This window comes from Marivirga arenosa, from assembly GCF_030503875.2.
Lineage (GTDB): Bacteria > Bacteroidota > Bacteroidia > Cytophagales > Cyclobacteriaceae > Marivirga > Marivirga arenosa.
In genome coordinates this window covers 3,545,946-3,559,337 of the sequence record NZ_CP129968.2, presented here as the reverse complement: position 1 = coordinate 3,559,337, position 13,392 = coordinate 3,545,946, and the positions used below count along the sequence as shown (strand labels likewise).

At 36.3% G+C, this 13,392-nt stretch carries 7 protein-coding genes; 4 read left to right on the top strand and 3 right to left on the bottom strand.

The window, feature by feature from the left end; genetic code table 11:
- Window positions 1–3,183, top strand: coding sequence for an FG-GAP-like repeat-containing protein (locus QYS47_RS15280; protein ID WP_322347014.1), 3,183 nt, complete (start codon window positions 1–3; stop codon window positions 3,181–3,183).
- Between the two features lie 157 nt (window positions 3,184–3,340).
- Window positions 3,341–8,428 (top strand): FG-GAP-like repeat-containing protein, encoded by a 5,088-nt coding sequence (locus tag QYS47_RS15275; protein ID WP_322347013.1) that lies wholly within the window; start codon window positions 3,341–3,343, stop codon window positions 8,426–8,428.
- A 112-nt stretch (window positions 8,429–8,540) separates the two neighbouring features.
- On the opposite strand, the gene QYS47_RS15270 is transcribed toward QYS47_RS15275, so the two are convergent.
- From QYS47_RS15270 to QYS47_RS15260, 3 genes are all read right to left on the bottom strand, one after another.
- Window positions 8,541–9,557, bottom strand: a complete 1,017-nt coding sequence (locus QYS47_RS15270; protein ID WP_322347012.1) for a medium chain dehydrogenase/reductase family protein — start codon at window positions 9,555–9,557, stop codon at window positions 8,541–8,543.
- Between the two features lie 62 nt (window positions 9,558–9,619).
- The gene (locus QYS47_RS15265) at window positions 9,620–10,102 is read right to left on the bottom strand and encodes a hypothetical protein (RefSeq protein ID WP_322347011.1); all 483 of its coding nucleotides are present in this window, start codon (window positions 10,100–10,102) and stop codon (window positions 9,620–9,622) included.
- A gap of 511 nt (window positions 10,103–10,613) precedes the next feature.
- Window positions 10,614–10,811, bottom strand: a complete 198-nt coding sequence (locus tag QYS47_RS15260) for a hypothetical protein (RefSeq protein ID WP_302123281.1) — start codon at window positions 10,809–10,811, stop codon at window positions 10,614–10,616.
- Window positions 10,812–10,991: 180 nt separating this feature from the next.
- On the opposite strand from QYS47_RS15260, the gene QYS47_RS15255 reads away from it, so the two are divergent.
- Together QYS47_RS15255 and QYS47_RS15250 are read left to right on the top strand one after the other, a co-directional pair.
- Window positions 10,992–11,753, top strand: a complete 762-nt coding sequence (locus QYS47_RS15255) for a hypothetical protein (protein WP_308356887.1) — start codon at window positions 10,992–10,994, stop codon at window positions 11,751–11,753.
- A gap of 8 nt (window positions 11,754–11,761) precedes the next feature.
- On the top strand, window positions 11,762–12,421 hold the full coding sequence (locus tag QYS47_RS15250) for a DUF5675 family protein (protein ID WP_322347010.1): 660 nt from the start codon (window positions 11,762–11,764) through the stop codon (window positions 12,419–12,421).
- Window positions 12,422–13,392 lie beyond the last annotated feature (971 nt).

The following is a 13,392-nucleotide window of genomic DNA, read 5'->3' as shown; positions in this document are numbered from 1 at the left end:
ATGAAATTATTAAAAAAATATATCATCTTTTTTATTTTTACCCTTTTTGGATATTCCTCCATAGCTCAGGATACTTTTGTAGAATCCATTAAGCCTAAAAATACTTTTTCAGGTAATCAAATTGAAATTACCGGATCAGGCTTAACAGGAATTGATAGAGTTTTTTTTGGAGCTTCAGAAGGTGTGGTAATTAGTTCTTCAGATCAACTAGTTGAAGCAGAAGTACCTTCAGGTGCAACTTATGATAATGTCCTTCTTTTTAATTCTACCACTGGCTTATATTATTCAGCAGATGATTTCTTTTTAAGTTTTGGGGGAGATCAAGGTGTTGAAAGTTCAGATTTTGATACACCTCAAACTAATATAGATGCTGCAAGTGGGTTGTTCGATGTTGTTATTACTGATATAGATGGAGATGGAAAGAATGATATAGTTGGGGCTAATTCTAATGCTAATTTTGTAACTATAGCCAGGAATTTAAGTACGCCAGGCTCATTAAGTTTAGCTAGAAACAACCTGAATATTCAAACCTCATCCTTAAATGTAACCGCTGGAGATTTGAATGGTGATGGGAAGCCAGAACTCATTTTTTCTGAAGGGAATGATGGAGATCGAATATTAATTCTTATTAACAATAGTACCCCAGGTAACCCTAATTTTTCTATACAAAATATCAGGATAGAAGGTGCTTCAACCAAAAGAATTGTTGCCAAAGATCTTGATTTGGATGGTAGAATTGATTTAACCATATCTGACCAAACAAACAATCAGATTATCATTTTAAAAAATACATCTAATGGAAGTGTATCATTTGATAATCCTATTTATTTAACTGTTGATAACGCACAAAGTACTGCAGGTTTAGAAGTTGAGGATTTGAATAATGATGGTAAGCCTGAAATCATTACAAATCAATTTCTAACGGATGGTGGTGGATTTTATGTTGCTACCAATCAAGGGAGTGTAGGAAATATATCATTTACTGATTTTAAGCAATTCAATTCGGCAGGTACATTCGTAAACCTTAAAGTAGCAGATCTTAATAATGATAATAAACCGGATGTAGTGGCTACTTTGTTTTTAAGTTCGGCTGTTGCTGTTTTTTTAAATCAAACACCTAATGGCGGTGTACCAGATTTTGGTTCAGCACAGAATATTTCCACAGATAGAAGACCTTGGGGCCTTGATTTTGGAGATATTGACGGTGATGGTGATATTGATATTGTTACTTCCACAATTGGAGAAGACAAAGCAATCAATGTTTTAAATAATGAAGGTGGAAATAATTTAAGCTTTAATACTGTTTCTATCCCAGTAGATTTTATCAATAGAAACATTCAGGTTGGTGATATCGATGGAGATAGCAAACCAGATATTGTTTTCTCTAGCGTAGATGATGACAACAATAATATTGTAGCTTCTAAAATTTCAATATTAAGGAATAATAGGTGTATTAAGCCCATTATTACACCCGAAGGTCCAATCAATTTTTGCGAGGGGAATACGGTTCGATTAGAAACACAAAAGATAGATGGCTTAACCTATGAATGGTTTAAGGACGGTGCTTCCGTTAAGACTGGTCCTGAGAATTTTATTGAATTTTCTGATATTGCTTCTTCCGGAACCTATACTGTAAGTTTATCAACTGAAAATGGAGCATGTAATGAAGTGTCTGAAGAAATTGAGGTTTCAATTACTGATGCTTCAACTTTGCCAAGTGCAGAGTTAAGTGCTAATGATCCTGTTTGCACTGGTGGGACTCTTACCTTAACTTCTACAGATGTAGGAGCCAATAAATACGAATGGCGTGGCCCAGAAGATTTCACTGCAGAAGGAATATCAGTTGAAGTAGGAAATTTTAATACAACTAAAGCGGGAAGATATTTTCTTGATGTGTATTCTGGTTCATGTATAATAGATAGCAAAAGTATAATAGTAGAAGCTGTTGCAAGCCCCAATTTTTCTATTACCCAATCCGAGGGTGGGATTTTATGCCAAGGAGAATCTTCTGAGTTGACTGTTTCACCTAATAACTCAAATTACACATATCAGTGGTTCGATTCTAATGGCCCAATTACTGATGCAACCAATGTTACCTATAATCCTTCCGAGTCTGGTGAATATTATGTTGAAATTACCGATCAAGTCAATGCTTTTTGTCCGAAAATTTATACTGATACACTCAATGTAGATTTTTTAGAAGCTCCTGAAGTAAATTTTTCTCTACCTGAAAATGCCTGCATAAGAACAGCAGTTGCTTTTAATGATGAATCAACTGTAGCAGATGAGTCACTAGCACGGTATCGATGGATTTTTGGAGATGGAAATACTTCAAATGAAAAGGACCCTACTCATGTTTATAATTCGGAAGGAGTTTTTGAGGTAAGCTTGGAAGTATCTTACGAAGGTTTATCATCCTGCAGCCAAACTTTCACTCAGGAGATAACAGTACTGGGTTCAATAAATTTCTCAATAACCGCATCGGAGACTTCTGTTTGTGAAGGTGATGAAGTGAGTTTGTCTGTTGAAGGTGAGTTTGAATCTTATTCATGGGATACAGGTGAAGAAACTGCATCAATTACTGTTACAGAAGATGGTACCTATGGTTTAACCGTTGTAGATGCTAATGGGTGTCAGGGATTTTCTGAGATAGAAATAGAGGTAAATCCTATTCCTGAAGTGGAAATTGAAGCTTCTAGTTTAGCCGTGAGTATTGGCGATACGGTGACACTTGCGGTGGATGGTTTAGATTCATTTCAATGGTATGCTGATTCCACATTAATTGAAAGTTCATCTGATGAGATTCAAATAACTCCATTATCTACCACCTCTATCATAGTAGAGGGAGTTGATGAAAACGGATGCTTTGGTTTTGCAGAGGTCATAATTGAAGTACAGCAAGGGGAGGATTTAGGAGATCAGTTAGAGGCTATGAAATTTTTCTCGCCAAATGGAGATGGAGTAGCTGATTTTTGGAGAATTCAGAATATACAATTTTTCTCTGATTTTGAAGTGGAAATTTACGACCAGCAAGGAAATCTAATCTATAACGCGATTCCTTATAACAATGATTGGGATGGAACTCGCAGCGGAACCCAAGTACCGGATGGTGTGTATTACTATGTTGTTAAAAGTGCGGAGAGAGGTAAAATTAAAGCAGGAAGCATTACTTTGCTGAGATAGGTGGTAGATAGATATTAATCCTCTTATAATTATATAACAATTCGTGGATTTAATTAAATTAATTGACTGTAACTATACCAATATACTAAAAAATTAGTATGTTGCACGCTATTTTGATTTCGGTATTTCAATAGCCAGTTAGTTAATTCAACCTATAATGAAAAAATTATTTCTATTTATCATTTCCCTCTTTTCCTTTTTAACAATTAGCATCGCTCAAGAAATCTGTAATGATGGCATTGATAATGATGGAGACGGTTTTATTGACTGTTTCGATGGAGATTGTGCGTCAGATACAGCTTGTGATGGCTTTTATATGAGCAACGATGTTTCCTGTAATGCCGAGCCCAATATGTTCTCCCCATTTTCAATACAGCAAGGATATAAATCAAATAATGATGTGACCTTAAGTCTGAGCCGTATTGCAGTTGGAGATTTAGATCGGGACGGAATTCCTGAAATATTATCTACAAATAGATATCGAGACAGAGTTTATATTTTAAGTGGTGATGATGCCACAGTAAAGCACCAAGCTACAATTAACAATCCAAGTTTTTATTCAGCTTCAATGGTTAATCTTGAAGATGATAATTGTGGAGAAGTATTTGTAATTAGTGAGGTTTCTTTAAATAGGTATACAATAGCTTCTTTAGATTGTCAATTGAATCTATTGTGGGTTTCAGATAGTTTAAATCAAAATCCAGTTCAATTGAATTATGCAGATTTTAATAGAGATGGTGTGCCCGAAATGTATTATAAGGATGAAATTAGAGACCCTCTTACAGGAACTAGAATCGTGGAGTCTCAAACTGTAAATTGGGATGAAATTCCTGGGGGTGGAGTTGCAGTAGATATAATTGGAGATGAAGATTTAGAATTAGTATTAGGTAATAAAATCTATGCGGTTAATTTGGGGGATAGAAGTCAGGATTCGGGTAATTTAACGCTTCTAGCTACTATGCCAGCATCTTTTCGTGTTAAAAGCGGTAGTTATAATTCTGGTACATCTTCAAGCACAACTGTTGTTGATTATAATTTAGATGGTAATTTAGATGTGATTGTCACTGGGGCCACAAATGGTGATCCCACAACGAATGTCACTACTGTATTCTTATGGGATGTTGCTAATAATACTACTAAATTATTTAGCGATCCACGTGGTACTGGAGATTACCAGTTTGGCTGGAGAAGAGGGATGGGAAGAGTTAATGTTGGAGATATTGATGGAGATGGGCTACTAAATGCAGTATTTGTCTCTGGAAGATATTTCTATGCCTTAGACGAGAACTGGGAGTCTCATTGGAATGATTCATTTGGTGACCCAAATCCAATCGTAATAAATGAAGAATCTTCTGGTATAACAAGTAGTACTTTATTTGATTTAAATGGAGATGGACTAACCGAAATCATTTACAGAGATGAAGATTATCTTTATATAATCAATGGAAATGATGGAAGTATTGACACTCAACTATCATGTCGTTCCAGAACTCAAATTGAAAACCCCATAGTTGCAGATATAGATGCTGATGGAGCTGCCGAAATTTGTGTGACTTGCTTTAGTGAAGATTTCAGGCCTGGTTCAAGAGGAGTTGAACTGGGATTGGGTGATCCTGCTGAAGTAAGAATCTATAAATCAGCTGGAGCACCATGGGTACCTGCAAGAAGGGTTTGGAATCAGAATGCGTATTTTAATGTCAATATCAATGATGATTTAACCGTTCCCCAAAATCAGCAGAAGCATCAGGCAGTATTTTCTAATGGAGTGTGTACCGCTGGACCGAGCCGTCCATTAAATAACTTTTTAAATCAGTCACCCTTTTTAAGTTCTGATGGATGTCCGACTTATCCTTCCTCTGATCTAAGTATTATTAGTTCAACTTTTGCAATTTCCGAACCAACCTGTCCTGATCAGGATTTCACCTTAAGTTTTGACTTTGAAAACATAGGTGATGTGGCTGTTAATGGACAGATTCCAGTTACCTTTTATGATGGTGATCCTTTAGTTGCAGGTGCTACTAAATTAAATACTGAATTGATCTCAGTTAATATTGATGTAGGTGAAACTGTTTCAGCTCAGGATGTTACGGTTAATGGTACAGGAGCTAATTTTAGGTTATATGCTGTTCTAAATGATGATGGTTCTTCTAATCCTAGCCCTATAACTCTACCAAATACTAATTTTTTAGAATGTGATTTCTTCAATAATATTATTTCAGCAGAAATCAATCCAATACCTTTTGAATTATCCACTGAAGTAATAGATAATATAACTTGTAGCTCAGGTGGCTTGCCACCAAATGGCTCTGTCAGAGTATTTAAGTTAGAAGGAACTACTGAAGTTACCGCTGACTATGATTTCTATTGGTTTGATGGAACTACAGTATTAGGTACTCCTGATTTTGTAGGCTCCACTTATTCAGGTTTAGAAGCTGGTACTTACACTGTGTTTGCTACCAACACATTAGTAGGCTGTAGTTCTGATACAATTCAAGTGGTAGTAGAAGATTATATAGAACCATTAAATGCTACAATTACAGTAAACAGTGGAAATTCAAACTGTCAAATTCCGAATGGAGAATTATCAGTAGCAGTAAATGGCGGAGAGCCTGTTGGGAATTTTGAATACGAATGGTATGAAGGAAATACTGTTGGGGGTGGACTTCAAATCAGTAACAGTCATATTGCAACAGGTTTGAGTTCAGCTGCCTATACGGTATTGGTAACTGAGATAGCAACAGGTTGCCAAACTATTGAATCTATTAATGTACCTGATGAAACTAACCCTCCTGTAGCAACAGCGAGTGCCACAGATATTGTTTGTTCGGATACGAATTCTGGAGTAGTAACGGCCTCTGTAGGAGGCAATACTGCAGGATATACTTTTGAATGGTATATAGGGACTAGTGAAAAACCTACGCCTGATTATACTGGGGCTACTGTAAATAATCTTCCTGAAGGAAGCTACACTGTTAAAGTAACTGATAATACAGGTGGTTGTGAATCTGACTTGGTAACAGTTGATGTGAATCAAACTCAAGCTCCGGAAATAGACGCTATTTCAAGCACAGAAAATAACTCATGTGATATTAGTAATCCAAATGGTACGGTAACCGTTTCTATAATCGGTAATGTAGCTGATCATACTATTGAATGGTTCGCAGGTGCCGGAACAACAGCTACAATTGTTGGAACAGGAACAAGTGTTAGCGGACTTGGCGGTGGAGAGTATACGGCAAAAGTGACCAATAATGACACCGGATGTTCGGCTACTGAAATTGTAACGATCAATAATAACATCATTATTCCAAATTTAACTGTAACAACAGATCCTGTTACCACTTGTAATCCATATAATGGTAGGATAGAAGCAATCGTTGATTTAGATACGGAAGCTGATTACACTTTCTTCTGGTATAAAGGATCTGCAGTAAAAAACGAGACTGATTTTGATGAAACTGGCGCAATATTAGATAGTTTAGCACCTGGCTTTTATACAGTTCAAGCAATGAATAATAATAGGAGTTGCCTGACTAATATTGAAACAATTGAAATTATTGATGAGGCCTCATTTACCGCAAGCATATTGAATAGCGAAGATAAAGATTTCGGTTCTGTTGCCAATGGTTCTATTACGATTGAGATAAGCAGACCAAATCGTGTTTATGAAATTCTTTTAAATGGAGAATTCTTTAGTATTGTCAATGTAAATACGCAGGAGATCATAATTGATAGTTTATCGGAAGGTAATTATAATATTCAGCTTACCGATACCAGCTCAGCTTGTACTGCTAGCCTTTCCGCTGAAATATTTACCAAGCCTAACACAGCAACCGATATCCTTAGCTTTGAGTTAGAATCCTCTACATCCGATGCTATTATTAATACTGAAAATCATACGGTAGAAATTGAAGTGGAAGGCTTGACCGATCTCACTGATTTAATTCCGGAAATTGAAATTTCAGAGGGTGCTTCTATTTCTCCAGCGACTAACATAGGTAGGGACTTTACCGAAGCTGTGCAATATACGGTCACTGCTCAAGATGAAAGTACAACTCAAGATTGGGAAGTTATTGTGACAAAAGCGGAGATAGTTAAGGAAGATCAAACCATTACCTTCAATCTTCCAGATACATTGTCTCAGGATCAGTCTCCTTATCCCTTGGTAGCTTCATCTTCTAGTGGTCTGCCGGTTCGTTTCAGCGTAGAAAGAGGATCAGCTAGTATTTTTGATAACAAACTTATCATAACCAGCGGATCAGTGGTTAGTGTTAAAGCCTATCAAGTAGGAAATGATACCATAAACAGCGCTGAGGTAATTAAAACGGTAGCTGTGCTAGGTACCTATGATATTTCTGTTAATGTTAAGCGACCAGATGACTCTCCTTTAGAAGAGGGGATAGCAAAGCTTTTTTACCTAAATGGTGGACTGTATCAAAGAACTGAATTTACCAATGGTGATTTAAGCTTTGAAGACGTGCGTTCTGCTGACTATATATTACAGATAATTCCAGTGGGTAGTCTTACGTCTGATATTTTCCCTACTTACTATGCTAATACCTTATTTAATAAGGCTGCTTCCCCACTAAGGTTAAATAATAATTTAAGCTTAAACATGAAAATGAAGGCTAAAAGGAGTGCCTCAAATGGAAATCGTCAAATTAATGGTAAAGTTGTGTGGTCTGACAATCAGTCTAACTCAAGGGTGTCTACTGGTAAATTAGAAGATGGAGAAGGCGTTAGTGAGGTGATTTTATACCTTAAAAATGATGCAAATGGTGAGGTAGTAAACGGTGCCGTGACTGATCTAGAAGGGAATTTCAAAATGGAAAACTTAACTAATGGTGAGTTCGAATTACTGTTAGATATACCAGGCCTTGAAGAGTCAGCAACTTCTTTTGAATTACCTATTGATGGGCAAATAATTGAATTAAGTGTAATGGTTTATATAAATGATAAGGGTATAGTAGACTTTGAAATTATCACTATTTTGTCCAATGACTTAGCTATAGATCAACTGAACTTATTCCCTAACCCAACTTCGGGCATTCTTTATCTAAATGGATATCAAGGAGAGAAACAAGAAGTCTCTATCGTCTCAAGTAATGGTGCTATAGTTAAAACTATTTGGTTAAGAAATGAACAAAATCAGGAGATCGATTTAACAGATTTAGATGAAGGAGTATATTACCTGAAATCAGAAAATGGTAATCAAAGTATGCTCAAGATTATTAAAAAACAGTAATTAATATCTATGAAAAACTAAAAACCCTCAGTTTATGAACTGAGGGTTTGCTATTTTCTCCTACGATACTAGAACTAATTTTGATTAGGTACACCATAGTTTAAAGTGTCTTTTATGGATTGTTTACTCGTAAAATAATTTTCCCTTCTATTTTATAATTTTCTACTAACTCATGTGCTTCTGCAGCATCTTCTAAGTTCATTATTTTACCAATACTTGGTTTGATCTTTTTCTTTTCTAATAATTTGAAAAGTGTTTTTAGATCATCTTTAAACCAATTAGGATGTTTTTTTCTTTCAGAAGTGATTACATAAAACTTAGCGGAAGGTTTTGTTGGGAGTAAATTCCAAAAAAGTACTTTAAAGAAATCGAATACTACATTACCACCTTTTCCATCCACTGAATTCTGATAGCCATAAGCTATTAAAGTTCCATTCTTTTTAAGAGTATTTAATGACTTTGGAAAATAATTTCCTCCAATTGGATCAAAAACAGCATCAATACCATCTGGTTCTTTTGCTTTTATTACCTCTTCAAAATCATTATTCTTGTAGTCAATAGGAATTGCTCCTAAGTCTTTTACAAACTCATGTTTTTTTTCAGAAGCAGTACCATACATTTTTAGATTCATGAGTTTACCTAGCTTTACTAATGCTGCACCCACAGCACCTGAAACGGCATGAATCAAAATCGTATCCCCATTCTTCACTTTGGTAAATCTATGAAGCATTTGATAGGCTGTAAGATAAGATAATATCATACTAACTGCTTCTGCATCATCTAATTGAGCTGGAACTGGAACTACAGCGTTAGCATCCAGACAAATGTATTCTGTGTAAGCACCAATTACAGTTAAATCGCCAACTTTTTGCCCAACAGCTAAATTATCAACTCCTTCACCTAAAGCATCGACCACACCTATTAAATCATATCCAGGTGAAAACGGTGGTTTTTTTCTGACTGCAGGATAAACACCTCTTCGTATAAGTGTGTCTGTAAAGCAAGCGCTTGTAGTTAAAACTTTAATCCTGATTTCACCTTTTTTAGGCTTGGGAAGTTCTTTTTCACTAACTGTTTTTAATACGTTTGGAGCTCCATATTCTGAAATGACAACTTTCTTATATTCCATTTGTCTTTTTTACCTTTTACGCTGATTGATTACGATAATCATACATAAATGATTTGAGTTATTTATGATTTGTTTTCAAGCTCATCGACTTGTAGATTGTAATCATACTGCAAATCCTCTTCCATTTTTGAAATTGTTTTTCGAATAGATATAATCAAGCGTTCATACAGATTGCTTAGTACTGTATTTTCTTTATTTGAGGGAGATAATGAATCCATTTGAGAGCAAAAATATAGCAGCAATTCTACTTCAGTAGTCTTCTTTTTTGAATACCTGATAAACTTTCTAGTTCCCTTCAATATCTTCCTTATTGTCTTTTTCATCCAATAATAATTCTGAGTATTGATATCTGAGAATTGTAAATCTATTTCATTTTTTACAGATTGGATATAAGCTTCTTCATCTGAGGCTTCAAAAAGCAAATAAGTGAGAAGTTCTTTATTTTCTTTTTTAAAACGAGATAAACTCAAACAATAAGATAGTAGATCATCTTCTGATTTATGCTTTAATTCCTTTTTGATTTCTGCTAATGTTGCTGCTTTCATTTATAGTAGTTTAAGAGCAAGCAACAAAATCAATCCTTCCTAAAAATACTACTCTTACCGATGATTTTTAAGCAATTTATATCTAGTTACTAAATACGAGTTGCTATGAATAGGATTCTAACTAGGTATTGATATACTGTTGAAAAATAAAGGTCAGGCCATTTATTATTTATTAGAGATTGGTTTTTAATGAACCATAAAAATAAAAAAAGCCCTAAATCGTAAGATTTAAGGCTTTTTGTAGTTCAAAATGATTTTTGAAAGTGGGCCCACCTGGGCTACCGTTAAATCTTATAAGGTGTTGATTGTCAGTTATATATTAGTGGTTTAATTTTTATGGACACTAATTGGACACCTGATTTATTATATAATATTGGTGCTATCTAATGACTGTATTCCTGCTACATACTTCCAAAGAACTTTTCTTTGATATACTAAATATACACAAAAAAGGGCAAATATTATGTATAAAAGGCGGGTAATTTGGGGATTAGAATAGGCTTTTTCTCTGCTAATCGGTGAGGTATTCCTGGACTGTTTCGGCATCAATTCCAGTGTAGTCTGCGAACTCGGCAACGGTGATGAGCTGGTGCTTTTCTTTTCCTTTTCTTTCTCGGATCTTTTCTAATATTCTTCTTCCGGTGCGTTCGCTTTTACCTGTGATGCGCTGAATGTCCTTTGGATATATGACGGTTCTTTTCAATAACATGACTTCATACTTTATCTATACTTTATCCATAAGGATGCTATACACTAATATAGCCAAATTCCTTTAGGCTATAACGACAATACTTGCCATTTAAGTCATGATGAACAGGGGCGGAAGTGGATTTTTGACAACAGCCTATAGAGAGAATACTTTGCTTGCTCATCAAATATAATTTTAGAAATGGCAAGACAAAAAGGAGTGATTAAGCTAAAGGGAAAGATCGGGGATCTGTCTTTTTACAAAACTAAGGATGGCTATTTAGCCAGGGAAAAAGGAGGCGTTGATAAAGCAAGAATTCAGAATGATCCTGCTTTCCAAAGGACCAGAGAAAATGGATCTGAATTTGGGAGAGCTGGAAAAGCTGGGAGGCTTTTGAGAACCTCTGTAAGGCCGTTGCTTTTGAAAGCTGCGGATAGTCGGGTGACCAGCAGAATGACTCGAGAATTGGTGAAGGTTGTGAAAAGCGATACCTCTAATGCTAGAGGAGAAAGAACGGCTGTTGATGGAGACATTGAATTATTAAGAGGGTTTGAGTTCAATCAGAATGGAAAGCTGAATGCGACCATGTATGCGCCTTATACGGCTGCTATAGACAGAGCAACGGGTGAAGCAACAGTAAACATTCCGGATTTTATTCCTCAGAATACTTTTGCTGCTCCTGGAGGTGCTACTCATATGCGTTTAGTAGCCGCTGCAAGTAAAGTGGATTTTGCTGAGGAAACTTTTAATCTGGATACTGATGAAAGCAGCGAAATTGTTATAGGTCCTCAAACTGAAGCTGCTATTACTTTAACAGCTACTCTTCCTGCTGGAGGACAAGAGCCGATCTTTTTGCTGTTTGGAGTTGAATTTCTTCAAGAAGTGAATGGGACAATGTATCCGCTTAAAAATGGTGCATTCAATTCACTGGCATTGGTTGAGATCGAAAATGACGCTAAATAGTATTTATAGTGGAGTTTGAATTAAAGCGAACCTATAAACCAAGCGGAACTAATGGAGCTCTTTGGTATGATGGATCACTGGTCTGTCATACCATCGAACTTCCCTGGAGGGAGAATAAAGTAAATATCAGTTGCATTCCTGAGGGGAGATACCTTTTGGAAAAAAGGATTACTCATGAAAGAGGATTTCATCTGATCTTGAAAAATTTACCAGGACGAAGCTGGATTTTAATCCATCCTGCGAATGATGCGCTTACGGAATTGCAGGGATGTATAGCTCCTGTGATGAAGCTTAGCGGTATAGGTAAAGGTATTCATTCACGAAAAGCAATGGATAAACTTTTAGAATCCTTTGAGGAGGTTCAAAAAGAAAATGAATTGGTATATCTCACCATTAAAAAACAATCAAATATGAATATTATAAAACGAGCTCAGCAGCCAACCCCTAAATTCTTTAAGAAGCTAAGAACTGCAGGACTGATATTGGCCGCCATAGGAGGTGCTATATTGAGTGCACCGATAAGTTTACCCGCTGGAGTGATTACCCTAGCAGGTTATTTGACTGTAGGGGCTAGTGTATTGACTGCAGTCAGTCAGGTAACGGTAGAAAATGAATCAATAGATTCGAAAGAGAAGCTTAGTAAAAGTCAGGATCATGCAAGTCCATGATAAGGCAGGAGTAGCAGGAGGAACATTGCTCACTGTATTAGTGAATTTGCAATCCGCTGATTTGGTAAAGACCTGTATTCTGGCTGCCATTGGAGCCCTGGTCAGTTTTTGTGTGTCACTGGCTATGAAATGGGTAGTCAGGAAAATAAAGAGCCGTAGTTCATGACTATGGCTTTTTTTTTATCTATTTTACAATCCACAAAAAAAAGGAAAACCCAGCAGGCAGAACCTACTGGGCAAAAAGATTAAAAAGGCAAGGGCGAGAAATTAAGCTCAAGCCATAAGAACTGAGAGAAATAATAACTTTCAGATTGAACATAGAAGCGCGTGAAGCGAAAAGCAGGGCGCAGGCGAACGTACGCCACCAGCCACTTGCTGGCGATACGTACTTTAAAAATTAATTTAAACATAGTGCGCCTCCACACAGGAACGGTGAGATAGATGCAAGAGCGGCAAAACAAAAAATACGAGCATGAAGGGTTTGGAAGTCGGGAAGGATGCTGGAGATTTTTTTTGTAGCCGGCAACGCGTACTCTTGTCATCATTCTCATCCGCATGCCTGTAAATTGCCTATGTTTGTGTTATTTTTTTAAGTTTCCAGTTGCAGGGTAATTGGCTTAAAGCTTTTTGTAAAAGCACGCAATCTTGTAGGAAATCAGCTATGGAAAACCTCCTCTTGATATTCTGCACCTCCATATATAATATTATTAAAAGAGAAAACAAAAAGGGAAAAAAGAAAAGAGAAAGCGGTTTCTTTTTGGGCTGCTCGCTCAGGGGGCAAGCCTTTTTTGGGAAATACAACCGCCAGCTGGCGGTGGAGATTTCTCAAAAAACCTGAAAGGCTTGGGCTTGCGGCCTAAAAGCGAAAGCAGCCCTATTTTGCTTTCCTCTTTTCTTTATTTTATTAGTTAAATATTTAAATAAGAAGCAAAAAGTCATCAAATCAAATTCCTGGGGTTAACGCATTGCAG